The sequence below is a fragment of the Nocardioides sp. AN3 genome (assembly GCF_054653495.1).
Window position 1 is genome coordinate 187800 of the sequence record NZ_BAAIGC010000003.1, and the last position, 26524, is coordinate 214323.

25 protein-coding genes, 1 tRNA gene and 1 other RNA gene are annotated in these 26524 nt (G+C 68.8%); 14 read left to right on the plus strand and 13 right to left on the minus strand.

Features of this window, described 5'->3' with window-relative positions; all coding sequences use genetic code 11:
• Positions 1-20 precede the first annotated feature (20 nt).
• Entirely contained in the window at positions 21-1277 is a 1257-nt protein-coding gene (locus ACYQ1K_RS05350) for an MFS transporter (RefSeq protein WP_459981773.1), read from the minus strand.
• A 106-nt stretch (positions 1278-1383) separates the two neighbouring features.
• The gene (locus ACYQ1K_RS05355) at positions 1384-3021 is read right to left on the minus strand and encodes an ABC transporter substrate-binding protein (RefSeq protein ID WP_459981775.1); all 1638 of its coding nucleotides are present in this window, start codon (positions 3019-3021) and stop codon (positions 1384-1386) included.
• A gap of 347 nt (positions 3022-3368) precedes the next feature.
• Between ACYQ1K_RS05355 and ACYQ1K_RS05360 the strand changes: the two genes are divergently transcribed.
• The 3 genes from ACYQ1K_RS05360 to ACYQ1K_RS05370 all read left to right on the plus strand — a co-directional run bounded on the left by ACYQ1K_RS05360 (position 3369) and on the right by ACYQ1K_RS05370 (position 6576).
• Positions 3369-4283 carry a prolyl oligopeptidase family serine peptidase gene (locus ACYQ1K_RS05360; RefSeq protein ID WP_459981776.1) on the plus strand — a complete coding sequence of 305 codons (915 nt, stop codon included), beginning with the start codon at positions 3369-3371 and terminating at the stop codon, positions 4281-4283.
• Positions 4284-4374: 91 nt separating this feature from the next.
• Positions 4375-5004 carry a TetR/AcrR family transcriptional regulator gene (locus ACYQ1K_RS05365; protein WP_459981777.1) on the plus strand — a complete coding sequence of 210 codons (630 nt, stop codon included), beginning with the start codon at positions 4375-4377 and terminating at the stop codon, positions 5002-5004.
• A 363-nt stretch (positions 5005-5367) separates the two neighbouring features.
• Positions 5368-6576, plus strand: coding sequence for an acyl-CoA dehydrogenase family protein (locus ACYQ1K_RS05370; protein ID WP_459981778.1), 1209 nt, complete (start codon positions 5368-5370; stop codon positions 6574-6576).
• 77 nt (positions 6577-6653) lie between these two features.
• On the opposite strand, the gene ACYQ1K_RS05375 is transcribed toward ACYQ1K_RS05370, so the two are convergent.
• Positions 6654-7514, minus strand: coding sequence for an SDR family oxidoreductase (locus ACYQ1K_RS05375; protein WP_459981779.1), 861 nt, complete (start codon positions 7512-7514; stop codon positions 6654-6656).
• A gap of 94 nt (positions 7515-7608) precedes the next feature.
• Here ACYQ1K_RS05375 and ACYQ1K_RS05380 point away from each other — a divergent pair, with 94 nt between their 5' ends.
• The 6 genes from ACYQ1K_RS05380 to ACYQ1K_RS05405 all read left to right on the plus strand — a co-directional run bounded on the left by ACYQ1K_RS05380 (position 7609) and on the right by ACYQ1K_RS05405 (position 13078).
• Positions 7609-8562: an aldo/keto reductase gene (locus ACYQ1K_RS05380; RefSeq protein WP_459981780.1), complete on the plus strand. Its 954-nt coding sequence runs from the start codon at positions 7609-7611 to the stop codon at positions 8560-8562.
• A gap of 519 nt (positions 8563-9081) precedes the next feature.
• Positions 9082-9654, plus strand: a complete 573-nt coding sequence (locus ACYQ1K_RS05385) for an adenylate kinase (RefSeq protein ID WP_459981911.1) — start codon at positions 9082-9084, stop codon at positions 9652-9654.
• A 696-nt stretch (positions 9655-10350) separates the two neighbouring features.
• Complete coding sequence (locus ACYQ1K_RS05390) at positions 10351-10881, plus strand: helix-turn-helix domain-containing protein (RefSeq protein WP_459981782.1); 531 nt, start codon at positions 10351-10353, stop codon at positions 10879-10881.
• Between the two features lie 73 nt (positions 10882-10954).
• Positions 10955-11341 carry a hypothetical protein gene (locus tag ACYQ1K_RS05395; RefSeq protein WP_459981783.1) on the plus strand — a complete coding sequence of 129 codons (387 nt, stop codon included), beginning with the start codon at positions 10955-10957 and terminating at the stop codon, positions 11339-11341.
• Positions 11342-11361: 20 nt separating this feature from the next.
• Complete coding sequence (locus tag ACYQ1K_RS05400) at positions 11362-11727, plus strand: helix-turn-helix domain-containing protein (protein ID WP_459981784.1); 366 nt, start codon at positions 11362-11364, stop codon at positions 11725-11727.
• Positions 11728-12121: 394 nt separating this feature from the next.
• Positions 12122-13078 carry an SMP-30/gluconolactonase/LRE family protein gene (locus tag ACYQ1K_RS05405; RefSeq protein ID WP_459981785.1) on the plus strand — a complete coding sequence of 319 codons (957 nt, stop codon included), beginning with the start codon at positions 12122-12124 and terminating at the stop codon, positions 13076-13078.
• Between the two features lie 27 nt (positions 13079-13105).
• Here ACYQ1K_RS05405 and ACYQ1K_RS05410 read toward each other — a convergent pair whose 3' ends face one another.
• Positions 13106-13693 (minus strand): LOG family protein, encoded by a 588-nt coding sequence (locus ACYQ1K_RS05410; protein WP_459981786.1) that lies wholly within the window; start codon positions 13691-13693, stop codon positions 13106-13108.
• A gap of 55 nt (positions 13694-13748) precedes the next feature.
• Here ACYQ1K_RS05410 and ACYQ1K_RS05415 point away from each other — a divergent pair, with 55 nt between their 5' ends.
• Positions 13749-14279, plus strand: coding sequence for a hypothetical protein (locus tag ACYQ1K_RS05415; protein WP_459981787.1), 531 nt, complete (start codon positions 13749-13751; stop codon positions 14277-14279).
• Positions 14280-14302: 23 nt separating this feature from the next.
• On the opposite strand, the gene ACYQ1K_RS05420 is transcribed toward ACYQ1K_RS05415, so the two are convergent.
• The 7 genes from ACYQ1K_RS05420 to ffs form a co-directional block, all read right to left on the minus strand.
• Positions 14303-15364, minus strand: coding sequence for an aspartate-semialdehyde dehydrogenase (locus ACYQ1K_RS05420; protein ID WP_459981788.1), 1062 nt, complete (start codon positions 15362-15364; stop codon positions 14303-14305).
• Positions 15361-16641 (minus strand): aspartate kinase, encoded by a 1281-nt coding sequence (locus ACYQ1K_RS05425; RefSeq protein WP_459981789.1) that lies wholly within the window; start codon positions 16639-16641, stop codon positions 15361-15363. Before ACYQ1K_RS05425 ends, ACYQ1K_RS05420 begins: the two co-directional genes overlap by 4 nt.
• 96 nt (positions 16642-16737) lie before the next feature.
• A complete protein-coding gene (locus ACYQ1K_RS05430; RefSeq protein ID WP_459981790.1) occupies positions 16738-17340 on the minus strand; it encodes a DUF5063 domain-containing protein in 603 nt (200 codons plus the stop codon).
• Positions 17337-17933, minus strand: a complete 597-nt coding sequence (gene recR / locus ACYQ1K_RS05435; protein WP_459981791.1) for a recombination mediator RecR — start codon at positions 17931-17933, stop codon at positions 17337-17339. Before recR ends, ACYQ1K_RS05430 begins: the two co-directional genes overlap by 4 nt.
• An 8-nt stretch (positions 17934-17941) precedes the next feature.
• On the minus strand, positions 17942-18313 hold the full coding sequence (locus ACYQ1K_RS05440; RefSeq protein WP_459981792.1) for a YbaB/EbfC family nucleoid-associated protein: 372 nt from the start codon (positions 18311-18313) through the stop codon (positions 17942-17944).
• A gap of 12 nt (positions 18314-18325) precedes the next feature.
• Positions 18326-20797 carry a DNA polymerase III subunit gamma and tau gene (locus ACYQ1K_RS05445; protein ID WP_459981793.1) on the minus strand — a complete coding sequence of 824 codons (2472 nt, stop codon included), beginning with the start codon at positions 20795-20797 and terminating at the stop codon, positions 18326-18328.
• A gap of 255 nt (positions 20798-21052) precedes the next feature.
• Positions 21053-21143: signal recognition particle sRNA small type (gene ffs, locus ACYQ1K_RS05450), an RNA gene on the minus strand.
• Positions 21144-21231: 88 nt separating this feature from the next.
• Between ffs and ACYQ1K_RS05455 the strand changes: the two genes are divergently transcribed.
• Positions 21232-21319 (plus strand) — tRNA-Ser (locus ACYQ1K_RS05455).
• A gap of 770 nt (positions 21320-22089) precedes the next feature.
• Positions 22090-22269 carry a hypothetical protein gene (locus tag ACYQ1K_RS05460; RefSeq protein ID WP_459981794.1) on the plus strand — a complete coding sequence of 60 codons (180 nt, stop codon included), beginning with the start codon at positions 22090-22092 and terminating at the stop codon, positions 22267-22269.
• 168 nt (positions 22270-22437) lie between these two features.
• Here the strand turns inward: ACYQ1K_RS05460 and ACYQ1K_RS05465 are convergent, their stop codons facing one another.
• Positions 22438-24105, minus strand: coding sequence for a helicase HerA-like domain-containing protein (locus tag ACYQ1K_RS05465; RefSeq protein WP_459981795.1), 1668 nt, complete (start codon positions 24103-24105; stop codon positions 22438-22440).
• A gap of 47 nt (positions 24106-24152) precedes the next feature.
• On the opposite strand from ACYQ1K_RS05465, the gene ACYQ1K_RS05470 reads away from it, so the two are divergent.
• A complete protein-coding gene (locus tag ACYQ1K_RS05470; RefSeq protein WP_459981796.1) occupies positions 24153-24443 on the plus strand; it encodes a type II toxin-antitoxin system VapB family antitoxin in 291 nt (96 codons plus the stop codon).
• A 32-nt stretch (positions 24444-24475) separates the two neighbouring features.
• Entirely contained in the window at positions 24476-24976 is a 501-nt protein-coding gene (locus ACYQ1K_RS05475; protein WP_459981797.1) for a LytR C-terminal domain-containing protein, read from the plus strand.
• Between the two features lie 7 nt (positions 24977-24983).
• Here the strand turns inward: ACYQ1K_RS05475 and ACYQ1K_RS05480 are convergent, their stop codons facing one another.
• Positions 24984-26477, minus strand: coding sequence for a potassium/proton antiporter (locus ACYQ1K_RS05480; protein WP_459981798.1), 1494 nt, complete (start codon positions 26475-26477; stop codon positions 24984-24986).
• Positions 26478-26524 lie beyond the last annotated feature (47 nt).

A 26524-nucleotide genomic window follows, 5' to 3' on the forward strand; every position in this document is an offset into this window, starting at 1 on the left:
CTGCCGGTTGTCAGCGACGATCAGCGGGGCTCGGCGGCGAGCTCGGCTGCGTTCTCGATCTCCGGTGCGATCTGAGGAGAGCTGGCGGGGACGTGCAGCCGACTGATCAGCCACGTGGCGAGCACGCCTCCAGCGCACAGCCCTGCCAGCATCAGCAGGCCGACGTCGAAGGAACCAGTGGCGTCCTTGACCAGGCCCAGGCCGTAGGAGAAGCCGAAGCCGCCCAAATTGGCGCAGAAGTTGCCGTAGCCCGAGATGATCCCGGCGTTCGCGGTGCCGAGGAATCTGGCCGGCACAGCGAAGAGCGGGCCGAAGTAGAGCTGGATGAAGATCGAGTTCAAGATGACGACGGCCAGCAGCGGGACGAGCCCGTTGACGGCCGTGATCAGCGTGAGACTCACAACGAGGGCGCTGAGCGACACCGCGATGACCATTAGGGGCCGGCCAAGCCGATCGGACAGCAGGCCGCCAAGGAAGTTGGCCGGCGCGGTTGCGAGTGCGCCGATCGCGACGACGACCCCGGCAATCGTGAGCGAGAATCCTTTGTCGTCGACGATCAGGGTGGGCAGCCAGAACCCGGTGGCGGAGACGACGGCGAGGCGGACGAACTGGATGTAGCCGGTCAGCCACATCACCGGGTGGCGCAGGATCCGGCCGGAGTGGCTCAGACCTTGCGAGTGCGAAACCTTCGGCCGCGGCGCCGCGTCACCCCACAGTGCGAACGCCAGAACCAGCAGCAATCCGGAGGCGGAGAAGATCACGAACAAGAGCCGCCACCCGAGGGGGCCAACCAGCCAGGGACCGAGGGCATTGAGCAGGATGTTGGATGACATACCGCCGGCGACGAACAACCCCATCGCAGTCGCCTGTCGGTCGGGCCGGAACTGACGCGACATGAGAACCACACCGGGCGCAAACAGAAGGGCACGAAAACAGCCGGAGGCGGCCTGGTTGGCCAGCAACAGGTGGTAGGAGTGCAACGACGCGAACGACAGCGAGAGGGCGTTCGTGCCGACCAGTCCAATAAGGAACAGCTTCTTGGCGTCGAAGCGATCAGCGAGCATCCCGGCTGGAATCTGGAGCAATGCATAGGTCAGTGTTGTGGCAGCTGCGAGCGTGCCCGCCTGGCCGAACGTGATACCCACGTCGTCGCGGATGAGGGGCAGGAACAGTGCGATCCCACCGAAGGCCAGCGCCTGCATGCTTTGGCAGGCGATCAGCAGGGACACGTTCAGCGCTGGCCGGGGGGCTGCTGCCTGGGCGCGGGCGCGAGTCATGACGGTTCCTTGTCGTTGGGGGTGGCTGGAAGAGTGGTGACGGCGCCGCATCCCGGGACCCAACGGATGTCTCCCTTGGGTCCCGGGGGCGTTGGAGCCGACGTGATCAGCTGGCCGGCTCGGCGTACTCGAAGTTGAAGAGGAACGGGGTGCGGCCCAGCAGCGGCCAGGCGCCCACCTTGTCGGAGGTGGCGACCACGATCGACTGGATGCCGATCGGGATCGTGGCGGACTCGGCGGCAACCCGCTGGAGGGCCGATGTGATGAAGGCGTTCTGCTGCTCCTGCTTGCCCGAATGTGCCTTCGCCGCGGCGTCCCACATGTCAGGGAATGTGTTCAGGAAGCGGAAAGGGGAGTTCTGGCCGAGGACGGAGGCCATCTGCGACTGGTCGGCTCGGCCAGGTGCCGCGTAGATGAACCCGTCGGTGAGGTCCTTGGCGCGAAGGTGCCCGACCAGGGTGGCGTGCTCCATGTTGGTGACCTCGACCTTGATACCCACCTTGGCGAGGTCCTGAGCGAAGGCCGGCAGGATCTGCGCGCTGTCGGGCTGCAGGCCCACGTCGATCGCCACGGGGAAGGTGAAGCCCTTCTCGTATCCCGCCTCCTTCAGCAACTGCTTGGCCTTTTCAGGGTCGTATCCGGGAACGGCGGCGATGCTGTCGGAGTACGCCGGCGCATCCGGTCCTACGTACCAACCGAAGGGGGCGTCAGCGGTGGCGCGACCCTTCCAGATCGTGTCGATGACGGCCTGCTTGTTGAAGGCGACGTTCATCGCCTCGCGGACCTTGCGGGCCCGCTCGACGGCGGCGGGGTCGCTCGGGTCGGATGCGTTCCACGGCAGGTCGGGCCGGTACTGCGGAGTCCCCTTCGGCTCTGTCTCCGGGAAGACGATCCAGTTCGGCGTGCCGTCCTTTTGCTCGATGAACTTCACGTGGCCCTTGAGGACGTCCAGCGACGTGCCGGACACCATGGCGGCGTCAATTTCACCGGTGCGCAGGGCGGCGGCCATCGTGGTCGGGTCGGCGATGCGCTTGATGACCAGGTTCTTGAACTTGGCGGTCTTGCGGTAGTGGTCCGCGACGGCCTTGTACTTGTACTCCTGACCAGGGGTGCCGGAGACGAACTCGTAGGGCCCGGTGCCGATCGGGTGGTGGCGCGCCTCTTCGTCGCCGACCTTCTCGATGTACTTCTGGGAGTTGATCTCGTCATACGAGCCGATGAGCGACGGGATGCTGAGGTCAGGGGCCTTTGTCGTCAGGACGAACGTGTACTTGTCCGGGGCCGCCACCGAAGCGATGGTCGTGGCCCAGGATTGAGCCAGAGCGCCGGTGGCGTCCTTGTCGCGACCGCGGTTGAACGTGTACAGCACGTCTGCCGAGGTGAACTCACCCCACTTCTCGTGGAACTGAACGCCGTGCCTGAGGTGGAAGGTCCAGGTCTTTCCGTCCGCGCTTTGCTCCCACTTCTCGGCCAGACCGGGAACGATCTGCCCACTGGTGGGGTCAGCGACGGTCAGGGTCTCCATGGTGGGGGCGAACGGCGGCCTACCCAGGGCGTTGTACTCCCAGGGGAATGGGGAATCGACCTCGAACGTCGGCAGTGCGACGACGAGCGTGTCGGATGCCTGCTTACTGGCGCCCCCGCCACCGCTGCCGCCGCAACCGGCCAACAGCGCGACGGCACCGAGGAGTGCGATGCCTCCTCGTACAGCGCGGCGCCTGGCCGGCCGAAGAGAGAACTTCATGCCTTTGTACTTCCTCTCGGGTTTCCAAACTCGCTTCGATGCGGGCCTTGCGACCACTGGCGCTCGTGACGCTCAGCTGCCGGCCAGCGGACCACACTTCTTTGCTTTGCCATGCCCGATCAGAGCTTGGATATTGCGAACACAGATTCGTGTTCGCCATTGGTAGCAAGTGACCTCGGTCACTGTCAATGGTCCCGAACGTCAAATCGGCGCGGCCAGCGGCAGGCTGTTTGACCCACCCCTTGACATGGACCCCCACCAGAGGTCAAGACTCTGAACCGTCATTCGGGTTCGCAAAAGACTGTGCCCGTCCGCGCTCCTCCGAAAGGTCTGACGTGACTCAGCCCATGCAGCTCCCCAGCCTCGACTTCCTCGCAAACATGGGCGAGCCTCAGCTCTTCCAGCCGCCGCCGCAGACCGGTCTCGTGGCGGGTGCACTGAGCCACATCGGCGTGCCGTTTGCACTGATTCCCGGGTTCCGGCCACTGCGGATGGATCTCCACCTGCCGGTCAATGCTTCCGGGCCCACGCCCGTTGTCGTTTACGCCAGCGGCGGTGCGTGGCGCATGGTCACCAAGCACCACGGGCCGTGGCCATTCCTTCCGTCGCACGGGTACGCCGTGGCGGTCGTCGAGTACCGCGTATCCGATGAGGCGCTCTACCCGGCGCCCCTGCACGACATCAAGGGTGCGGTCCGGTTCCTCCGCGCGAACGCCGAGCGATACAACTTGGATCCTGAGCGGGTGGCCGGCTGGGGCAGCTCCGCCGGTGCCTACCTTCTTTCACTGACCGGGCTGACGGCGGGCGACCCGGACTTCGAGGGTGACGTCGGTGGCAACCTGGAGTGGTCGAGCTCACTGACGACAGTGATCGACCACTATGGTCCGAGTGACCTGGCCTCGATGGCCGCCGACACGAACGACCTGCCCAACGTCATGGAGCAGTTCGGCACCGACACCTCGCCAGAGACGCTCCTTCTTGGCTACCGCCCGGATGCCGATCCCGCGGGGGCTGCCGCCGCTAGCCCGGTGAGCCATGCTCGTGCCGATGTCCCGTTCCTGATCATGCACGGCGACAGTGAGACCCGGCTCGGTCACCAGCAGAGCGTGCGTCTCTATGAGGCGCTGGAACAGGCTGGCGCTGACGTCGAATTTCACATCGTGCCGGGCGCGAACCACGCCGGGCCGGAGTTCTTCACCGACGACGCCAACAAGATCGCACTCGACTTCCTGGATCGTCAGCTCCTCGAACGCGACGCGTGACTGGCACCGCGCCCTCTTCGGCTGATGCCGGGCTCACCGGTTCGCAGGCGCTTCGGCGCCTGCGAACGGAGGTTCCGGATAGAGTGCCGTGGTGACCGACCTGAAGCTCGAGGGCGTCAACCCGCCCGTCCAGAAGCGCAGCCGTGCCGCTTTGCAGCGTGTCCTCCAGGCTGCGACCGATGTATTGCGGACTGAGGGTGCCGACGGCTTCACGATCGCCGCGGTGGCCGCCCGATCAAACACATCAGTGGGTGGCATCTACCGGCGGTTCACCGGCAAGGAGCAATTGCTCGCCGCGGTGAAGGCGCAGCTACTCAGCCAGGTCGACGAGCGCCTCGAGGAACAGGTCGCCGCAGAAGCTGCAGACCTCCGCACGGCGATCACGGTGTACACCCTTGCCGTGGCCTCGACCGTCGGAGCCGAGTACGGCACCGTGATCGCCGAACTCCTGAGAGGTCGCAACCCTGAGCTCGACGACCTCGGCCGCGGCGCGATGCTGAACTTTGCGCACAGGTTCGACGATGCCCTGAGCACGCACCGCTCCGAGGTCGTCCGTAGCGATGCCGATCAGGCGATCGCCGCCGTACGCTCGACGATCATCAGCGCTTGCATCCACCGAGCCGTTTCCGGTCAGGACGCCGGCGACCAGCGAGCTTGGTCCGAGTACGGCACCCGACTCGCGGACATGTCCGTCCTCTACTTGACGACCCCGGAACACTGACAGCTGGTCGATCTGGCGACCGCTCGCCAGGTAGACCCGGAGTATCCGCGGCTCCGGTCTGCGCGGGCATCCCTTCCGCCCGGCCACAGCGCGCCCCCGCCTTTGGCCGGGGCGTTTCCGCGTCCCGACGAGCGCGCCTGGCGCCAGAGGATCGTTGCCGCGACGGCCTCGGTACCCGCGCGACACGCAGCCATGGGGCGCTGACGAGAACTTCGGTTCACCTTCAGGGTTGACACCGCAGGTGAGCGGCGTCACACTCGTTCCGGAATAGCAATTCCGATTCGCTTTTTCTCGGCTCGACAAGTGCCTCACGTCGCCGTCTTAGGTCGAGCCGGCCACTGCTGCGAAGAAAGGTTCAACACAGTGACCATTCAAGATCAGGTCATGGCGGACGAGACCGCGATCGCGGCTCGCATCCTCGACCTCAAGGAGCGCGCCAAGGCGCTTCGCGCCGAGCTGCCCGAGAGCGCGGCAGACGTCGACGCCCGCAATACCGACACCGGGTACGGCATGCGTCGCATCTGGGAGGAGGGGCTCTTCGCCTGGAACCTTCCCTACGAGTACGGCGGCATCAACGGTGGCGACCTCAGCAAGCACACCGAGGACTTCTTCAGCATCCTCCTCGACCTGGTCGCCGGCGACTCGTCGGCCGGCATGAACTACGTGGTGCAGTCGCTCGTCACCTTCGAGATCTTCGGAGACAACGGGCTGCCGAGGAGCACCAAGGACGAGGTGGCGAAGCTCATCGCCGAGGAGGGGATCCGATTCGTCGCCTCGAACTCCGAGGCCGGCTCTCCGGCCCGCGTCATCGGCACGAAGGTCGAGGGCGGCCTGCGCCTCAACGGGGTCAAGACCTTCAACACCAACAGCGGCGGAGAGGGTTGGGCCAACGTCGGCTTCATCCTCGAGGGCGAGGAGGGCATGATGCGCCACCATGCGCTCGTCCCCCTCTCGCAGGAGGCCGTCACGTGCCGGCACGACTGGGACGTCATGGGTCAGCGCGGCACCCACAGCCAGACCATCGAGTACAACAACGTCTTCGTCCCCGACGGCTACTGGTGGGACCGTCACTCGATGTCGAGCAACCTGGCGGCGTACGTGTTCCACCTGCACTCGGCCATCACGCTCGGCCCCGGTATCGGCGCGCTCGACGCGGCCATCGAGTATGTGCGCAAGCTCGACCGGCCGACTTTGCCCGAGTTCGCCTCCGCCATTGAGGACCCGCTTGTCCGGCGCCGGGTGGGCGAGTTCGCCGCTTCCATCGAGTCCGCCAAGGCGTACCTTCTGCGCGCGGCAGCGAAGCTCGAGAACAGCGACGGCGACGACCCCGAGACCCTCGTAGAAGCCTTCGCGGTCAAGGTCGCATGTGTGCGCGCCTCGCTCGAGGTGACCTCCGGAATCTTCGAGCTCACGGGGGCCCGGAGCACGTCGAACAAGTACCGGTTCGACCGGTTCTGGCGAAACGCACGAACGTTCGCCACGCACGACCCGACCGACGCCAAGTCGGTGTGGGTCGGCGACTACTACCTCACGGGCAAGGAGCCCCCGTTCGTCGCCATGCTTCGAGTGTGAAGCCAGCTGGGGTGCGGCCGATCGGCCGCACCCCACGTTCAGAAGGAGGCCGCTACATGCGGCCTCCTTCTTCCTTTTCAGCCCCAGCGCCCACCGCCGTCGACATGCAGCACAGTGCCCGTGATGAAGCCGTTGGACAACAGCATGAGCGTCGCGTCGACCACGTCTGCAGGCACCCCCACGCGCTGGACAAGCATCAGCCCGGCCGCTTGGCGCATGGCGTCCTCGTACACCTCAGTCCGCGCTCCAGCTTCGCGCGAGTCCACCGGACCTGGCGAAACTGCGTTCACGCGCACCGGGGCGAGCTCCACTGCCATGGCCTGCACCAGGGACGCGAGGGCTCCATTGACCATCGAGGTGACGACGGAGCCCGGCCGGGGCCGCCAGGCTGCCATGCCCGAGAAGAAGGTGAAGGACCCCTGCGGTTGAACCAGGTCCGCGGTGGAGCGCACGAGCCGGATCGGACCCAGCACCTTGGCGTCGATGGCCCACTGGATCTCGTCATCGCTCGATTGGGCGATCGGGCCGGTCGCGTGCATCGAGACCGTCGAGACAAGGTGGTCGAACTCGCCGAGGTCCTGCGCCATCTTTTCGATGGACTCCGGTTGAGCGAAGTCCACGCTCAGCGCGCGCCCGTTTCCACCGAGTTCCGTGACCACTCGCTCGAGATCGGAGCGGTTGCGACCAGCGACCACGACTTGCGCATTCCTGTGCGCGGCCGCGATGGCGATCTGGCGGCCGATGCGAGATCCGCCACCGACGACTACGACTGTCTTGCCAGCAAGTTCATCCATGCCGACACCTCTCTTGCGATCGGTTCGCGACACCAGGGGTCGCGATGCTGTTGAGGACCCGCCCCCGGCAGTTAGACCAAACTGTCGGAACGCTTGTCCAACTCTAACGCGAATCGGTATTCTGTTTCTGGTATCGAGCGCCACCGCGAGGGGCAATGTCGCCCCTCGCGGTGGCGCCGGCCCGAAAACGTGCGCGCGGAGTCCCGCGAAACGCAAGACGCATCAGAGAGCGAGCCAGATGGGCGACATGACCTACCGGCAGTTAGGCGACTCGGGTCTGGTCGTGTCGGCATTGGGCCTCGGCGGAAACAACTTTGGATTCCGCATCGACCAGGAGGCGACAGACGCAGTGGTGACCGCGGCTCTCAACGCCGGGGTGAACCTGATCGACACCGCGGCCGCCTATGGGCCGAGCGAGGAGCTCCTTGGCAACGCGATCCATGGTCGACGTCATGAGGTCCTGCTCGCGACGAAGTTCCCATCGCCGCACGAGCCCGATCGCCATCGACCCGGATCGCGACACCACATCATCGCGGCTTGCGAGGGGAGCCTCCGACGGCTCCGGACGGACTACATCGACCTTTACCAGATGCATCGCCCCGACCCGGCGACTCCGGTGGAGGAGACGCTGAGCGCGCTCGATGCTCTGGTCGCAGCTGGCAAGGTGCGCTACCTGGGTTCCTCGAACTTCGCCGGTTGGCAGATCGCTGAGGCGGCGTGGCTCGCGCGCACGAATGGCTGGACCCGGTTCATCTCCGCTCAGAACGAGTACTCACTCCTGGATCGCAGCATCGAACAAGAGGTCGTTCCCGCGTGCGCTGCGGATGGGGTGGGCATTCTCCCGTACTTCCCGTTGGCAAGCGGCATGCTTTCCGGCAAGTACCAGCGCGGTATGCCCGGTCCGGAGGGCTCCCGCCTCGCTCCCGGCGGCATGGACGCCGCCGCTGAACGTTTCCTCACCGAACGAAACTTCGACAAGGTCGAGCGACTGAGCAAGCTGGCCGCGGACCACGGGGTGACCTTGCTTCATCTCGCCATCGGTGGGCTGGCGACCCAACCAGGTGTGAGCTCGGTGATCGTCGGTGCTACGACTGCCGAACAAGTCCGTGCGAATGCGAACGCCGCCAACTGGGAGCCGAGCGTCGAACTGAAGGCGGCGATCTTGGACGCCACCGCGACCGCCTCCCACTGATGGCCGTGCTGACGATCTCGCACTTCGGGGAGTCGAAGTCCACTCGCCCGGACGGCGGACGGCCTGGTCACCACAAACCGCCTGCAGCGCCGGAGTCCGCCGGCCCAGCGCTGCGGGTGTTCAACTTCGCCGCGGGCCCGGCGCGCCGCCGTCATTCCGATCCGAGAACCGGACACGTCGTCCGCGCCACCACCACTTGCGAGATTAAGGACCGAGCCTTGCGGAGCGCACAATCAACAGCAACTGCTCTCGACCTCGTCACCTCTCAACGTGCACCAGGCCGCCGAGCCCGTTGGGTCGTGACCGCACCTCAAACGCAGCCTCGAACTGCCGTACGTCGACTGCCGTGGGGCACCGTGCACAGCCGACCCGATGGGTCCTTTCGGACCGCGTGCGGAGAGCCGACCGCCCTTGGCGCACCTTCTGGGAGATCCCGATGGGCATGAACGCGCTGAAACTGTGCCAGACGTGCGCACAGCAGATGGTCGCCCGCGACGACGCCATTGCTGCGGGGCGTTGATGCGCACACTGATCATCGGGCCGCCCGGCGCGGGCAAAGGCACTCAGGCGAGGTACATCGCCGATCGCTTCGGTATCCCGGCCATCTCCACCGGCGACATCTTCCGTGGCAACGTCGCCCAGGGCACCCCCCTTGGCCTCGAGGCCAAGCGCTTCATGGATGCCGCTGAGTACGTGCCCGACGAGATCACTAACCGGATGGTCCGCACCCGCATCGGCGAGCCCGACGCCGAACAAGGCTTCCTGCTCGACGGCTACCCCCGCACCCTCGCGCAGGTCGACGAGCTCGACGCCATGATCGGCCTCACCGGCCACAAGCTCGACGCCGTGCTCGTACTCGTCGTCGACCCGGAAGAGATCGTGAAACGTCTGCTGGAGCGCGGCCAGATCGAGGGTCGGGCCGACGACACCAAGGACGTGATTCGACGGCGCCAACAGGTCTACATCGAGCAGACGGAGCCTCTCATCGCTACCTATCGCGAGCGTGACCTCGTCCGCGAGGTCGGCCTCAGCGGTAGTGATGATCTCGCGCCGCACGGCCTGCTGCACGACCGCACTGAGCGTCTCGGATGAGTCCAGCTCGGATGGTGGGCCGAACAGGCCGTACGCGAGCTCGGGGAGCTCCGCGACCACGGCGGTTCGCGACCAGGCCGGGTCGCTCCTGGCCGATGCACGACCGACACCGAGATCGGCGCGGACGGCGTCTTGGACAGCGCGAATGATGTTGGCGGCGACGGACCGCTCGTAGGTGCGAGCGCCACCCGTGAGCTCGACCCACATCTGGCCGGCGACCAATCCGTCGATGTCGCCTGACCGATCGGCGAGCCTGGCGGCAACGAGCGACGCGGCTGGGCACAGGAGCCAGGCCAGCGCGATCGCCGCAGCGTGGTCCTCGCGAGCGAGCCGGGCAAGTAGCGCCACGACGCGATCCCTCTCAGCCCGGTCGACCGCCTTCGTCCACGTCGGCAGATCGAGGAGATTGGCGACCACGCCCAGTGTTGGATGTGCGGCGCACCATCGGCCCCAACCCAGCCTGGCCTCCAACATCAATGAGCCGTCGACGTCTGCGACTCCGAGGCACTCGGAAACGCTCATCGCGACCCTCCTTTCGAGAGCCTTACGCGTTATAGGTGTGGGAGGGATGGCGGCGAAACGCCGCAAGTTGCCCAGCCCGTCACGCCACGGCCGACGCGCCGAGTCGAATCGCCGCAGGTCAAGGCCGATTTTGAGATACTTCCACAGACAGATCCGATCGAATATCTTGGAGGCGTGGACAGGCCGAATCTGATCCGCCAGGTCCGCCTCGCCAGCGGACGCACCCAGGCCGAGCTCGCGGCAGCGTCGAGTACCTCCCAGTCGACGCTGTCGGCGTACGAACGCGGCAACAAGTCGCCCACGCTGGCCGTCGCAGAGCGGATCATCGAGTCGGCCGGCTACACGCTGGCGCTCGCACCGCAGGTCACGTTCCGGCAGATCCAGGGGATGCACGGCCTACGTCCCTTCTGGCTCGCTGACCGGCTGTGGCAGCTGCCGCCTGGGCTGGCGTTCCGCGAGGTCACCCTCCTTTGGCACGTCGCACACGTGGGGGGCAGCTTGCATTTGCACCGACGCCGCGACCGAGCCGTCGCCTATGGCGCGCTCCTACAGCGCGGCACGCCGGAGGAGATGCTCGACAACATCGACGGCAATCTTCTCGTCGACATCTTCGAGGACTTGGACCTGCCCGACCCGATCTGTCGCGCGTGGCTTCCGTTCGTCACTGGCGCGCGGCTGCTGCTCCCGCGCCTCCATCTGGACTGACGATGGCAGCACAGCGTCCCAATGAGACCACGACCGGCGACATCGCGATATTCCTTTGGTGTAATATCTGCTCATGAGGCTCCAGCTCACCGACGAACTGCTGACCTCGATCAAGGGAATTCAACGCAAGGCCCGCGAGGGCAACGCCTGGCACCGCCGGCGCCTGGAGCTCATCGCGGCTGGCCTCGAGGCCATCCGCAACCTCGAGGCTGAGCCAACTGAAGAGAACGCCGAGTTCAAGCGAGTGCGCCAGCACAAGCTGAACCCGATCTGGCGTTGGGCACACGCCTATGAAGAAGGCATCGCCGTCCGTCTGATCTTCTGGTTCGCGCCACATGGCGAAGTCGTGGTCGCCCTGTTCAACGGAGAGAAGGCCCGCATCAGAGACGTCTGGTACGACACTGTCGGAACACAAGCAGATATCGCGATCGACCGCTGGAAGCGTCAACGCGACCGATGAGACCACAAGAAGGAGACGAGATGGCCAAGAGGACCATCCCGGAGGGGTTCGTCGACGGCGACGCCGTGCTCGACGAGCTCCTGGCGGAGCCTGGCATGCGCGAAGCCGTGGACCTCATCCACGAGGGCAACACCCACATGAACCGCGTCTACGCCGCCGGGCTGGCCGAGATCCGCAAGCTCGCGGCCCAGACCCAGACTGGCCTCGCCGAGAAGATGGGTATCCAGCAGGCAGCCGTCTCGCGCATCGAGAGCCGCGACGACCTCCTGCTCTCCACCCTCGCCGAGTATGCGGCCGCTGCCGGCGCCACCAACGGCCGAATCGTGTTCCACATCAATGGCGTGGACGTCGAGCTTGCCCTCGACACCTTCGGCCGCACCGACTAGCCCGAAAAGGCCGCTCGTGTACCACTTACGTACCACTTTGACGTCTGGGACAGACCCTGACAGCGGGGTACAGTAGGCCGTACAAGGTCGGCGAAATTCCGACGAAACCCCAGGTCATCGGCGGTTTTGTCCACGTCTGACCGGGTCTGGCCGGACCGCGTGGCGCCTAGAAGAGGCCGCAGGTTCAAATCCTGTCACCCCGACCATGTGATGTCTCAGGTCAGAGGCGGTTCGGTGCAAGCCGGACCGCCTTTTTCCATCTCGACACACCCCGCGGCAGGCCCCGGGCGCACCGGCGGAGCGGGCTGGCCGGGATCCCCTCTTGAGGGCATGGACGGCGCCCGGGGGCCAGAGCATCGTGGACGTTGACCACGAAGCTTTCGAGGAGGGTCCGATGCGTCACCTGCTCCCGAAGGCCGCCTTGGCAGCGGCCGTGCTCATCCTTCCGCTGGTGACCGTGCCGACCCTGGTCGCCGCACCTGTGTCGGCGGCACCCTTCCCCCACGTGATCTCGATCCCGACCGACTTCGAGCCCGAGGGCATCGCCGTCGGTGCTGGGTCGACCTTCTACGTCGGCTCGCTGAGGACCGGCTCGATCTACCGCGGCGACCTGCGCACCGGAGCCGGCAGCCTGCTCGTCAACACCTCCGGCCGCGTGGCCGTCGGCATGCGGGTCGACCAGGCGAGGGGCTACCTGGTGGTGGCCGGCGGGCCCACCGGGCATGCGTTCGTCTACAACGCCAGGAGCGGCGCCGACATCGCCGACATCCCCCTCGGCGGCGTGTTCGTCAACGACGTCGCGGTGACCCGGTCGGCGTACTACTTCACCGAGACCTTCGGAGCCTCGATCTACAAGGTCCCGGTCAGAGCCGACGGCACCTTCGGCACGCCGTCGACGATCACCGTGACCGGCCCGGCCGGCGCCGTCACCGGAGGGTTCGGGCTCAACGGCATCGACGCGGTCGGCGACGGCCCGACACTGGTCGTGAACCACACCGACCTGGGCATCGTTGCGACCGTCGACCCGGCCACGGGTGTCTCCCACCGCATCGACGTCGCCGGTCTCATCCCCGGGACTCCCGACGGCCTCCAGCTCGAGGGTCGCACGCTCTACGTCGTCGAGAACTTCGCCAACACGCTCGCCAAGGTCAAGCTCTCCGGCGACCTGACGCACGGCACGCTCGTGGCACAGATCCACGACCCGGCACTCGAGGTCCCGACGACCACGGCTCGCTTCGGGTCGCGCATGGCGACAGTGAACGCGAAGTTCGACCTCGGCCTGCCGCCGCCCTTCGGGCCCGGTGCGCCTCCGGGCACGACGTTCCAGGTCGTCCTCCTGCCGACCCACTGAGGTCGCATCGGAGGCTCCCGGCGAGGCTCAGGCTCCATGGAGCTTGTCACCGAGCCGAGCGCCGGCCCGCGACGTCAGACCCGCCAGCGCCTCGTCAAGCGTCTCGGCCAGCACCAGGTCGTCCATGACGCCCGGACGGACGAACCCGGCGTCCACCAGTCCGCGGAGCGCACCGAGGAGCGGTCCCCAGAAGCCGCCGACGTCGAGGAACCCCACCGGGTCGTCGTTGAAGCCGATCTGGCGCCAGCTCCACACCTCGATGATCTCCTCGAGCGTGCCGAGGCCGCCGGGCAGGCACAGGAAGGCGTCGGCGTACGCCGCCATCAGCGCCTTGCGCTCGTGCATCGTCTCGACGACGCGCAGCTCGGTCAGGTCGTCTCGCCCCCACTCGCGCTCGACCATCGAGCGCGGGATCACGCCGATGACCTCGCCGCCCGCGTCGAGGGCGCCCTGCGAGGCGGCTCCCATGAGCCCGTGGCCACCCCCGCCGTAGACGAGGCCCAGCCTCCGCTCCGCGAGCCCCCGCCCCACGTCGTACGCCGCCTGCATCAGCGTCTCATCGCGCCCTGGGGCCGATCCGCAGAAGACCGCGACGCGTCGGAGCTGGGAGGGCACAGCCGAACACTAGGCGCTTCTCCGGCGGCCGCGGGCGGCGTGTCACACTGCCGCCATGGGGTCAGAGGAGGAGAAGCCGTCGCTGGAGGCGCCCCGACTGGGCTTGCGCAGACGCCGGAAGCCGACCCCGCTCAGCGGTGAGCCATCAACCGATCCCCAGCCGCCAGCGGTTCACCACTCACCGCCCCCGCGCACCGCCCGGCGGCGCCTCAACGCCCATCTCGCCGCTGCACTCGCCGGCCTCGTCGTCGGTGCGTTCCTCGTCCTCGCAACACTCGGCGGCCTGAACGCGTGCGAGTCGATCCGCGGGACGGCGAGCTGCGGAGGCGGACCCGGCTCGCTGCTCCTGCTGCTGATCGTCGTGCTGGCGGTCTTCATCGGGGCGGCTGTGCTGCGCTGGGCGAGCGTCCCCAGTGCCACCAGCATCAGCGTCCTGGCCGTCGCACTCGTCTCCGTGCTGAGCATGCTCTTCCTCACCGACGCACTCGACCAGCTGACCGGCGCGGTGGCGGTCGGAATCCTGAGCGTGGCGGCGTACCTGCTCGCCCACTGGGTGACGGCGCGCTACCTCGACGCCGCGGCCTGACGCCGCGGCGGTCGGGCGGCACCTCAGCGGGCCGACGCCACCAGCTCGGCGATCTGGATGGTGTTGAGCGCGGCGCCCTTGCGCAGGTTGTCGCCGGAGACGAACAGCGCGAGGCCGCGACCGTCCGGGACACCCTCGTCGGTGCGGATGCGGCCGACGTAGGACGGGTCCTTGCCTGCGGCCTGCAGCGGGTTGGGGATGTCGCTGAGCTCGACACCCGGTGCGCGCGAGAGCAGCTCGGTCGCACGCTCCGGCGAGATCGCGCGCGAGAACTCGGCGTTGATCGAGAGCGAGTGACCCGTGAAGACGGGCACCCGGACGCAGATCCCGGAGACGAGCAGGTCCGGGATCCCGAGGATCTTGCGGGACTCGTTGCGGAGCTTCTGCTCCTCGTCGGTCTCGTTCAGACCGTCGTCGACGAGGTTGCCGGCGAACGGCAGCACGTTGTAGGCGATGGTCCGCTTGTAGACGCCCGGCTCGGGGAAGGCGACGGCCTCGCCGTCGTACGCCAGCTCGCGCGCCTTGTCCCCCGCAGCGGCGACACCGGTGGCGAGCTCCTCCACACCGGCGATGCCCGACCCGGACACGGCCTGGTAGGTCGACACGATGAGCCGACGCAGACCGGCCTCCTCGTGCAGCGGCTTGAGGACCGGCATCGCAGCCATGGTGGTGCAGTTCGGGTTGGCGATCACCCCGCGCCCGGCCTCGATCACGCCGCTCGCTGCCTCGGGGTTGACCTCGGAGACGACGAGCGGGATCGACGGGTCCTTGCGGAAGGCGCTGGAGTTGTCGACGACGATGACGCCGGCGTCGACGAACGCCGGCACCAGGGCCCGCGAGGCGGTGGCGCCGGCGGAGAAGAGCGCGATGTCGAGACCGGTCGGGTCGGCCGTCGCGGCGTCCTCGACGACCACGTCGCGGCCTTCGTAGGTCAGCACCTTGCCCGCGGACTTGGCGCTGGAGAAGAAGCGAATCTCCTCGACCGGGAAGCGTCGCTCGGCGAGGATCTGCCGCATCGCGACGCCGACCTGCCCGGTCGCGCCGACGACGCCGATCCTCACTGGCCGCACTTCGTGGCGGGTCATCGGCCCGTCCCTCCGTAGACGACAGCCTCGACCTCGTCGGTGCCGAGGTCGAACGCCGCGTGCGCCGCGTTGACCGCGTCGGCCACCTGGGTCTCGGCGACGACCACCGAGACGCGGATCTCGGAGGTCGAGATCATCTCGATGTTCACGCCCGCCTCCGACAGCGCCTCGAAGAACCGCGCCGAGATGCCCGGCGACGTGCTCATGCCGGCACCGACGATCGAGACCTTGCCGACCGAGTCGTCGTAGCCGAGTCGCTCATAGCCCACGATGTCCTGCAGCCGGGCGAGCGCGGCCATGGCGGTCTGCCCCTCGCCGCGGGGCAGCGTGAAGGAGATGTCGGTCAGCCCGGTCGCCGCCGCGGAGACGTTCTGGACGATCATGTCGATGTTGATCTGCGCGTCCGCGATGGCGCGGAAGATCGCGGCCGCCTCCCCGACCTTGTCGGGCACGCCGACCACGGTGATCTTGGCCTGGCTGCGGTCGTGCGCGACGCCGGTGATGATCGCGGATTCCATGCTGCTGTCCTCTCCGAAGACGTCGGCTGCCTTCACGACCCAGGTGCCTTCCTTCTCGGAGAAGGAGGAGCGGACGTGGATGGGCATGTCGTAGCGGCGGGCGTACTCGACGCACCGCAGGTGCAGGATCTTGGCGCCCTGCGCGGCCATCTCGAGCGTCTCCTCGTAGGAGATGCGCGGGATCTTGCGTGCGCGTGGCTCGATGCGCGGGTCGGCGGTGAAGATGCCGTCGACGTCGGAGTAGATCTCGCAGACGTCGGCCTCGAGGGCGACGGCGAGCGCGACGGCCGTGGTGTCGGAGCCGCCGCGACCGAGGGTGGTGATGTCCTTGGTCGTCTGGGAGACGCCCTGGAAGCCGGCGACGATCGCGATCGCGCCGTCACCCACGGCCTCGAGGATCCGGCCGGGCCGCACGTCGATGATCTTGGCCCGGCCATGCTCGGCATCGGTGATGACACCGGCCTGCGACCCGGTGAAGGAGCGCGCCTCGTAGCCCAGCGTCTGGATCGCCATCGCGAGGACGGCCATCGAGATCCGCTCGCCGGCCGTCAGGAGCATGTCGAGCTCGCGCGCCGGCGGGAGCGGGGAGACCTCGCTCGCGAGGTCGATGAGCTCGTCGGTGGTGTCACCCATCGCCGAGACCACGACCACGACGTCGTGGCCCAGCCGTTTCGTGTTGACGATGCGCTGGGCCACCCGCTTGATGCCGGCTGCGTCGGCGACCGACGAGCCGCCGTACTTCTGGACGACGATGCCCACGAGCTCAATCCTTGATCGACGGGGGAAGAACGCGGCCGAGTCTAGTCGCCGACCCTTCCCGGCCCCGGCGCATATCGCAGTGCGGGCGGTCCACGCCTACCCGGCGACTTCGCCCTCCAGGATCTCCTCGGCCACCGCGAGCTCCTCCTCCTCGCCGGTGAAGTCGGCGTCGAGGCGGTCGTGCGAGACGACGGTCAGCAGCGCGTTGAGCGCGGCGCCGGCCAGGTTGCCCCAGTTGGAGACGTAGGAGAACTGCCACCACCACAGCGCCTCCTCGGCGTCGCCGAGACGGTAGTGGCGCAGCCCGTTCTCGAGGTCCGCGGCGATGCTGGTGAGGTCGTCGGAGAGCTGGCTGATCACGATCTCAGGTGCATAGGGGTCGAAGACGAAGCTGTAGGTGTCGGCGTCCCCGAGGATGTCGGCGAGCCTCAGCCGGAGCTCGTCGAGGTCGGCCTCGGGCCCGACGTCAGGCTGATACTCCTCGCGGGGCTCGAAGTCGCGCTGGGCGCCGAGCCGCGCGCCGGCGAGCAGCACCTGGCTGACCTCGAGCAGGAGGAGCGGCACCGCACTGCCGGTGTCGCCCTCCGCGCCGATCGCCCGCAAGGCGATCAGGAAGCTCTCGACCTGATCGGCGATCTCCTCCACGAACTGGATCTCGCCACTCTCGTCGGTCGGCACGTGACCCGTCTCCTCACTCATGGTGCTGCCCTCCGTCCCGCGAACGCGCGGCCGAGGGTCACCTCGTCGGCGTACTCCAAGTCTCCGCCCACCGGCAGCCCGCTCGCCAGCCGGGTCACCGTCAGCCCGAGGGGAGCCAGCTGGCGCGTCAGGTATGTCGCCGTCGCCTCGCCCTCGAGGTTCGGGTCGGTCGCCAGGATGATCTCGGTGAGCTGGGTGTCGTTCAGCCTCGTCATCAGCTCACGGATGTGCAGCTGGTCGGGGCCGACGCCGTCGATCGGGCTGATGGCGCCGCCCAGGACGTGGTAGCGCCCGCGGAACTCACGGGTCCGCTCGATCGCCACGACGTCCTTGTACTCCTCCACCACGCACAGCACCGTCGGGTCGCGCCGCGGGTCGCGGCAGATCCGGCAGGTCTCCTCCTCGGAGACGTTGAAGCAGATGGTGCAGAACCTCACCCGCTGCTTGACCTCGATGAGCACATCCGCCAGGCGGCGTACGTCGACCGGGTCGGCCTGCAGCAGGTGGAACGCGATCCGCTGCGCACTCTTGGGTCCGACGCCCGGGAGCCGGCCGAGCTCGTCGATGAGGTCCTGGACGACGCCCTCGTACATGGCCGCCTTCAGAACCCGAGCTTGAAGGGCGACTCGCCACCTGGGCCGTTCAGCGCGTCGAGACCACCGGCCAGCGGACCCAGGGACTCGCTGGCCAGCGCGTCCGCCTGCTGCTTGGCGTCACGGTAGGCGGCGACGATGAGGTCGCTGAGGTCGGACAGGCTGTCGGCGTCGCCACCGTCGAACTCACCGGCCTTGATGTCGACGCGCTGCAGCTCGCCGATGCCGTTGAGCGTCACCGTGACGGCGCCGCCGGCCACGGTGCCGTCGACCGTCGTCTCCGCCAGCCGCTCCTGGGCGCTGGCGAGCTGTTCCTGCATCTGCTGGGCCTGCCCGAGCAGGGCGTTGAGGTCGAGCCCACCGAACGGGTTGTCAGTCATGGTCGAACTCTCTCACTGATGGCGGATCTCTTCGATGATCTGGGCGCCGAGCTCACGCTCGAGGAGCGCCGCTCCCGCGAGGTTCTCGGTGTCGGCGTCGAGGTCGTCAGGGTGCGCGTGCGCGTCGGCGGCACGGAGCTCCTCGGCCGTCGTGTCGACGGCACGGCCGCCCGGCCTCGTCGGCTGGATGGCCTCGCGGGCCAGGTCGACGGCACGGTTGTCGGTCGGGTCCTCCGGCGGCGGCTCGCTCGCCCAGTCGAGTGGCGCCGGTGCCTCGGCGAGCGGGGCGGGTGCCTCGGCGAGCGGCCCCGACGCCGCTTCGGACGCGGGAGGCTGCGGCTCGGCAGGCCGTGACTCGGCTGGCCGTGGCGGCGCTGGCGCGGCCTGGCTCGATCCTGGCTGCACACCGGGATCGACGATCGCCTCGATGCGCCACTGCGCGCCGATCACGTTGACGAGCGCCTGCTTGAGGGGACCGTCGTGACCGCCGGCCGCATACTGCTCGCGCAGCCCCGGAGTGGTGAACCCGATCGTCAGTGTGTCGGCTTCGAGGCTGATCACCTGCGCGTGGCTGCTCAGCAGTGCCCACGTGGCTCTCCTGATGCCGACGAGCGCCTGGATGACGTCGGGCCACAGGCGCCGTACATCGACCGCCGTCAAGCCGCCCGGCGTCGGTGCGGCGCCCGGCGTCGGTGCGGCGCCCGGCGTCGGTGCGGCGCCTGGCGTCGGTGCGCCGGCGTCGGCGGTCGTGGGCTGGTGGGTCGTGGCGGCGGCCGCGGGCGGTGCGGCGGGGGCAGGCGGAACGGCGGGCGCGGGTTCGCGTGGTGCCGGCGTGGCCGGCGTCGGCGGCTCGGGCGTGGCTGGTGCGGGGGGTGCCTGGCCAGCCGTCTGGTGGGGTGCCTGTTGGGGCTGCTCACCACCGGCCGGCGCGACGTCCCAGGGCGGCGACTGGTCGACGCTCTGGCGCCGCGCGGCGGGTGACTGCTCACCTCCTGCCGTTGCCGTGTCCCACGGCGGTGACTGGTCAACGCTCTGGCCCTGCCCGACGGGTGGCTGCCCACCCCCGGCCGGTGGGGTGTCCCACGGCGGTGACTGGTCAACGCCCTGGCCCCGCCCGACGGGTGGCTGCCCACCCCCGGCCGGCGCGGCAGCCCAGGGCGGTGACTGATCAACCGATGTCGGCCGTGCCTCGGGTGATGACGCATCGCTCGGTGGGGCGGCGAGAACCGGTTCCGGGGTAGGAGCGCTCGCGCGCGGGGCAGGGCGGTCCTGAGCGGGCGGCGCCGGCGCGGCGACGGGAGCTGTCGGCGTACCGCTCACCGACAGCCGGCGCTCGAGCCGGTCGAGACGCGCGGCCAGGCCCTCCGTGCCATGGTCGGCTCCCGGGAGCAGCACGCGTGCGCAGATGAGTTCGAGCAGCAGCCGGGGCGCGGTCGCACCGCGCATCTCCGTGAGGCCTGTCGCGATGAGGTCCGCGGCGCGCGACAGCTCGGTGGCACCGAACCGGCCCGCCTGGGCCACGAGCCGCTCACCAGCATCGGGAGCGACGTCGATGAGACCGGTCGCCGGCGCGTCCGGCACGGCCGACACGATCACCAGGTCGCGGAGGCGACGCAGCAGGTCCTCGGTGAAGCGGCGCGGGTCCTGGCCGGTCTCGATCACCTTGTCGACGACGCCGAACACCGCCGCACCGTCACCCGCGGCGAAGGCGTCGACGACCTCGTCGAGCAGCGAGTCAGGCGTGTAGCCCAGCAGTCCGGCCGCGAGGTCGTAGGTCACGCCCTCCGGTCCGGCACCCCCGAGCAGCTGGTCCATCACCGAGAGCGTGTCGCGCGCCGAGCCCCCGCCGGCCCGCACCACCAGCGGCAGGGCCGACGACTCGACGGCGACGCCCTCGCGCTGACAGATGTCGGACAAGTAGGAGGACAGCAGCCGCGGCGGGATCAGCCGGAACGGATAGTGATGGGTGCGCGAGCGGATGGTCGGGATGACCTTCTCGGGCTCGGTCGTCGCGAAGATGAAGCGCAGGTGCGGCGGCGGCTCCTCCACGAGCTTGAGCAGCGCGTTGAAGCCCTGTGCCGAGACCATGTGCGCCTCGTCGATGATGTAGACCTTGTAGCGGCTCCGGACCGGCGCGAAGAACGCCTTCTCGCGCAGATCGCGAGCGTCGTCCACGCCACCGTGCGACGCCGCGTCGATCTCGATGACGTCGATGCTCCCCGGGCCGCCGCGGGCGAGGTCACGGCACGACTCGCACTCGCCGCACGGGTCGGCGACCGGGGCCTTCTCGCAGTTCAGCGCACGCGCCAGGATGCGGGCGCTCGTCGTCTTGCCGCAGCCGCGGGGACCGGAGAAGAGGTAGGCGTGGTTGACCCGGTTGTTGGCGAGCGCAGAGCGCAGCGGCGTCGTGACGTGCTCTTGGCCGATGACCTCGGCGAACGTCTCGGGCCGGTAGCGGCGATACAACGCCAGGGGTGACTCCACCCTGGAACCCTAACCAGCCCCACCGACAGCCGGTAGCGGGCGGTCACATGCCTGGGAATGCTCGTCGAGGTATGCAGGCGAGTCCACACTTCCCTCGCGGAACTCCGGCCTGGGAGTGACCATTCGGCTGCATACCTCGATGAGCACGCAGCGGGACACCCGGCCAACAGCCCCAGGCATGCAAAGGCCCCCGCGCACATCCAGGAGAGCCTCGCAGTGCCGCGCGGCCGTCGCGGCCAACGGCCCCAGGCATGCAAAGGCCCCCCGCGCACCCGACAGAGCTCGCTTATCCTTGCTGCCTTCCGGCCCTGGGGAGGTTCGGCAAGATGCCGCCACACGGGGGGTTGCGAGGGAGTCTAGGCGAGCAGGGTCGGGCCCACCAAAGCGGCTGGAGGATTTCGCCGCCGAAGCACCCGGCCGATATCGTCCTCTACGGAGCTGTCGCCTAGTGGCCTATGGCGCTCGCTTGGAAAGCGGGTTGGGTTAACGCCCTCGGGGGTTCGAATCCCCCCAGCTCCGCCACCGCGATCGATCGTCGAGATCGCCTGGACCCGGACCGGGCCACGGTCCGGGTCCTTTCTCTGACGTCGCTCACTCGCCCGCCGGAGCACCAATGCGGCCGTTCGTTGCGCCGCCTGACCGCGACACGCCGGCGTTTCCGGCGTGTCGGCCCAGGATGACGCATCGGAGGGCCGCACCCACGCCAACTCTTGGGCTCACACGACCCACAGGCGCCGGAGGCGACGCCCGGTGGGCCACCACGCCGCACAGCACGCCGCACAGCCCCGGAGCACCGACGCGGCCGCTCATTGCGCCGCCTGACCGCGACACGCCGGCGTTTCCGGCGTGTCGGCCCAGGATGACGCATCGGAGGGCCGCACCCACGCCAACTCTTGGGGCTCACACGACCCACAGGCGCCGGAGGCCACGCCCGGTGGGCCACCACGCCGCACAGCACGCCGCACAGCACGCCGCACAGCCCCGGAGCACAGCACCGGAGCACCGACGCGGCCGCCCATTGCGCCGCCTGACCGCGACACGCCGGCGTTTCCGGCGTGTCGGTGCGTGAGGACGCATCGGAGGGCCGCACCACCACGCCACCCTGAGCGCGGCTGGGTGCGCCACGACACACACCAGCGCTCTGGACTTCGATCGTTCCAACCGCTAAAGTCGTCCAAGTCAGTAGACAAACTGAGTAAAATAAAACCCGGCCGTAACCTCAGGTCAATCTCTCGGCGATCTGCACCCTGCAGGCTGAAGGAACACCGACACCCGACCCCTAGGAGGTTGAGATGGAGAACTCCACCCCGACCAACCGGGACACCGAGCCCGACCGCGTCTGGACGCAGCGCAGCAGCCTCAAGTCCCGTCACGCCAGCGCCCTCGCGAAGCTCATGGACGAGCGCGAGGACCTTCGCGGCACCCACGCCTTCGCCGACTTCATCGACGACTCGCTGCGCTGGTCCGCCTGACCCACGAGCCACCGAACACCGCACGACCCGGACGGCCGCCCGTTACGCACAGGCGGCCGTCCGGCACATCACCAGCCACCGGCACGTGAGACCAGCCACCGACACGTGACCAGCCAAGAGCGCCACCCAAGAGCGCCACCCAGGAGCGCCACCCGGGGACGCCGCGCCTCAGCGCCGCTTCTTGAAGATGCTCTTCACGAGCTCGCGCGCGGCGGTGTTCATGGCGCTCTTGAACGCCGACGACTTCACGACGTCCTCGAGCAGCGAGTCGTCGTCCTTCGGCGCCGGTGCCTTCTTCGCGGCCGGCTTCGTCCGGGCCCGCTGGGCCTCGGCCTTGGCCCGATCGGCCGCCTCAGCCTTGGCCTGCTGCGCCTCGGCCTTGGCCCGATCGGCCGCCTCAGCCTTGGCCTGCTGCGCCTCGGCCTTGGCCCGATCGGCCGCCTCAGCAGCCTCCTGAGCGGCAGCCTGAGCGGCCGCTGTCCGCTCGGCGAGGGCCTCAGCGGCGGACGGCCGGTTCACCGCGGTCGCGTACGTCGCATAGCTCGGCGAGGCCTTCACTGCCGCCTCGACCGCCGCGGGGTCGGTCGCCCCCATCAGCGACTCAGGCGCGCGCAGACGGGTCCACGCGACCGGCGTGGGGGCGCCGCGCTCGTTCATGACCGTCACGATCGCCTCGCCGATCCCGAGGGTGGTGATGACGGCGCCGAGGTCGTCGTACGTCGACGTCGGGTAGGTGTTGACCGTCTGCTTGAGCGCCTTGGCGTCGTTCGGCGTGTTGACGCGCAACTGGTGCTGGATGCGCGAGCCGAGCTGGCCCAGCACGTCCTCATCGATGTCGGTCGGCGACTGGCTGATGAAGAAGACGCCGACGCCCTTCGACCGGATCAGCCGCACCGTCCGCGTGATGGTCTCGAGGAAGTCCTTCGACGCACCGTCGAAGAGCAGGTGCGCCTCGTCGAAGAAGAACACCAGCTTGGGCTTGTCGGGGTCGCCGACCTCCGGCAGCTCACGGAAGAGGTCGGTGAGCAGCCACATGAGGAAGGTCGAGAAGATCGCCGGCCGGTCGGCGAGGTTCGGCAGCTCGAGCAGCGAGATGCGGCCGCGTCCGTCGGCCTCGACGGTGAGGAACTCGGCGGAGTCGAACGCCGGCTCGCCGAAGAACGCGTCCGCGCCCTGGTCCTGGAACGCGATCAGCTCGCGCAGGATGACGCCGACCGTGGCCGACGAGAGGCCGCCCAGGCCGGTCAGGTCGGCCTTGCCCTCGGCGCTCGTGAGGAACTGCAGGACCGCGCGGAGGTCGGCGAGGTCGACCAGCGACAGGCCGGCGTTCTTCGCATAGTGGAAGACGAGCCCGAGCGAGGACTCCTGGGTGTCGTTGAGCTCGAGCACCTTCGCCAGCAGCGTCGCGCCGAACGTCTCGACCGTGACGCGGACCGGGATGCCGGTGCCGACGCCGCCGAGGGCGTAGTACTGCACCGGAAAGCTCTTCGGGGCCCACTCCTGCCCCACGGACGCGGTGCGTGCGGTCAGCTTCTCGCTCGGCACGCCGGGGGTGGCCAGCCCGGTCAGGTCGCCCTTGATGTCGGCGGCGAAGACCGGTACGCCGTTGCTGGAGAGCTGCTCCGCGATGAGCTGCAGCGTCTTGGTCTTGCCGGTGCCGGTGGCGCCCGCCACCAGCCCGTGCCGGTTGAGCATGCCGAGCGGGATCCTGATGCGGACGTCGGTCAGCGTGTCGGCGTCGGTCATCAGCCCGCCCAGCTCCAGCGCGGTGCCCTCGAACTCGTAGCCTGCCGCCACAGCGGTCGCGATCGGGCTGGGGCCCGCGGTGTCGGTCATGTCGCGAGCCTAAAGGGCCTCCACCACCGGTCGTTATAGTCGCCAGCGTGATCTTCAAGCGCGTGGGCGACGGGCGCCCCTACCCGGATCACGGCCTCTCGGCGAAGGACTGGGCCGCGGTCCCGCCGCGCCAGGTGCGCCTCGACGAGCTCGTCACCACCAAGGACACCCTGCAGCTGGCAGCCCTCCTGGACGAGGACTCGACGTTCTACGGCGACCTCTTCGCCCACGTCGTCGAGTGGAAGGGCGAGCTCTACCTCGAGGACGGCCTGCATCGCGCCCTGCGCGCGGCCCTGCAGCAGCGTCACATCCTGCACGCCCGGGTCCACGCCGTCTGACGGGTCGCCGTCATGGAACTAGGGTGCCTGACATGAGGCAGGGCGCGAAGACGGGGCTCACATTGGCGGTCCTGGTCGCCCTGCTCGTCCTCGCGGCCTCCTGGGGATGGTCGGCCCTCACGGCGCCGATGCCGAGGCTGCGGCAGGCCGCGGCCTGTGTCGAGACGCCGGTCTCACAGGGCGACACGATCTCGCTCCACCAGGTCACCGTCAGCGTCCTCAACGCCGGCCGGCGCTCGGGCCTGGCCAGCCGCACCATGACGTCGCTGACCGACGCCGGCTTCACGAAGGGCGACAGCGCCAACGCGCCGGCCAGGACCGCGGTGCGCAACGCGCAGATCTGGACCGACGACCCCGACAGCCCCGCGGTGGCGCTCCTGGCGACCTGGGTCCCCCACGTCAAGGTCGTGCAGCACGACGTCGACCAGGTGGGCGTCGTGCTCGTCGTGGGCGACAGCTTCCGCAGACTGGGCAAGGGCAAGCCCTCGGTCAAGGCGACGAAGCCCACGACGATCTGCTCGCCTCCGACCTGAGGCAGCCTCAGTCCTTGAGCCACTGGGCAAGGCGGCCGTGTCGGCTCACCTGACGCAGGCGCCTCTCCGTGCTCTCACGCAGGTCGCGCGGCGTGACGACGAGGACGTCGTCGAGGGCCCGCAGGACAGTACGCCGCTCCGGGACCAGCGCGTCCCCGTCGCGCACCACCAGCGAGACGGACGCCCCGGCGGGAAGGCGGAGCTCGCCCACCTCGACGCCGTGCATGCGTGAGCCCGGAGTGATCGTGATCTGCAGGAGGTCGGCGTCGACGCGCTCGAGCGGGGCGGCCTCCAGGTCGAGCGCGCGCGGGTCCGAGGGACGTGCTACGCCCAGCAGGCGCGCCACCCACGGGAGCGACGGCGCCGTGAGCAGCGTGTAGACGACGACCATGACGAAGACCAGGTCGAAGAGCCGCTCGCTGCCCGGCACCTTCTCCGCCAGGGGGATCGTCATCAGGACGACCGGGACGGCCCCGCGCAGGCCCGCCCACGACAGGAACACCTGCTCGCGCCAGCTCATTCTCGCGGCCAGCGCGCTGATCACCACCGACAGCGGTCGCGCGACGAACGTCAGCACCAGGCCGGCCGCGAGGGCGAGTCCCACGATGTGCCAGGTGATCCGACCGGGCGAGAGCAGCAGCCCGAGCATGACGAACAGCCCGATCTGGGCGAGCCAGGCCAACCCCTCGGCGAACGACCGGGTGGCGCCGCGGTGTGGCAGCTCCGCGTTGCCGAGCACGAGCGCGGCGACGTACACCGCCGCGAAGCCGCTGCCGTGCAGGGCCCCGCCCGCGCCGTAGGCGAGGAACGTCAGCGTCAGCACCGCCAGCGGGTAGAGGCCGGTCGAGGGGAGCGCCGCGCGCCGCATCAGCCATGCGCCCCCGAAGCCGACGGCGAGGCCGAGGAGCGTGCCGACCACTAGCTCGTAGGCGATGATGCCGCCGATCGCCCACAGTGGGTGGTCGTTGACCGCGCCCGTGGCGATCAGCGTGACCAGCACGACCGTGGGGGCGTCGTTGAGCCCGGACTCCGCCTCGAGCGCCCCGGTCAGCCGCTTGGGCAGCGGCACCACTCGGAGCACGGAGAAGACGGCCGCGGCGTCGGTGGGCGCCGTCACCGCGCCGAGCAGGACGGCGAGCTTCCAGTCCAGCCCGAGGACGAAGTGCCCGGCCAGCGCGACGACCGTCACCGTGATGCCGACCCCGACCGTGGCCAGCGAGGCGCCGAGCCGCATCGAGCGGCGCACCTCGTGCCACTCGGTCGTCAGACCGCCCTCGGCGAGGATCAGGGCCAGGGCGGCGAATCCGAGAGCGTGCGCGACCTCGGCGTCCTCGAAGCCGATGCCGATCCCCGACTCCCCGAGCACGACGCCCATCAGCAGGTAGACGAGCAGTGTCGGCAGGCCGGTCCGCGACGAGACACGCACGGCCATGATCGCGAAGAGGGTGACCGCAGAGCCCACCAGGACGAAGGTGTCGAGCTGATGGACGTCGAAGGACATGTCACCTCTCATCACGGGGGGTGGCGGGTTCTGATCCTATCGGTGCG